The 504-nt window shown below is 43.5% G+C and carries 1 rRNA gene; it reads left to right on the forward strand.

Features of this window, described 5'->3' with window-relative positions:
- Positions 1 to 63 (forward strand): 16S ribosomal RNA (locus tag ACFQ3W_RS26040); the annotation flags it as partial.
- Positions 64 to 504: the final 441 nt, after the last annotated feature.

Raw genomic sequence — 504 nt, forward strand, 5'->3', positions numbered from 1 at the left:
ATGATTGGGGTGAAGTCGTAACAAGGTAGCCGTATCGGAAGGTGCGGCTGGATCACCTCCTTTCTATGGAGAATCGTCTTCTGCAACGAAGACATTCAAAAGTACGGCTGGCGTAAGCCACCGTATAACAAACTTTGCGTAGCAAAGTTACCAAATCTGTGTTTTCTAAAGTCTGTTACTCACTCGTTGGTCAGTTTTGAGAGTTCAACTCTCAAACGACTGAATTTTTCAGTCCTTGATCCTTGAAAACTGGATAAACGAAACGAAATTTGCGTTTTAGAACAATCCTTTAATGATGAAATTGAATTTGGCTTCGCGTCAAATTGAATTTCATCAGAGCTGACCTTGTGTCAAGTGATTGACCAAGGAAGTAATAAAGTGGCTGTGCGAAGGTTTTGTGATGATCGATCCTTTGCGAGTACGTGAGTCAGGGCGAAAGCCCGAGACGAAACGACGAGCAACAGAGCGAGCAGCGCAATACCAGAGCATTATGGTTAAGCTACT

The organism is Paenibacillus puldeungensis, assembly GCF_042678945.1.
GTDB classification, from domain to species: Bacteria; Bacillota; Bacilli; order Paenibacillales; family Paenibacillaceae; genus Fontibacillus; species Fontibacillus puldeungensis.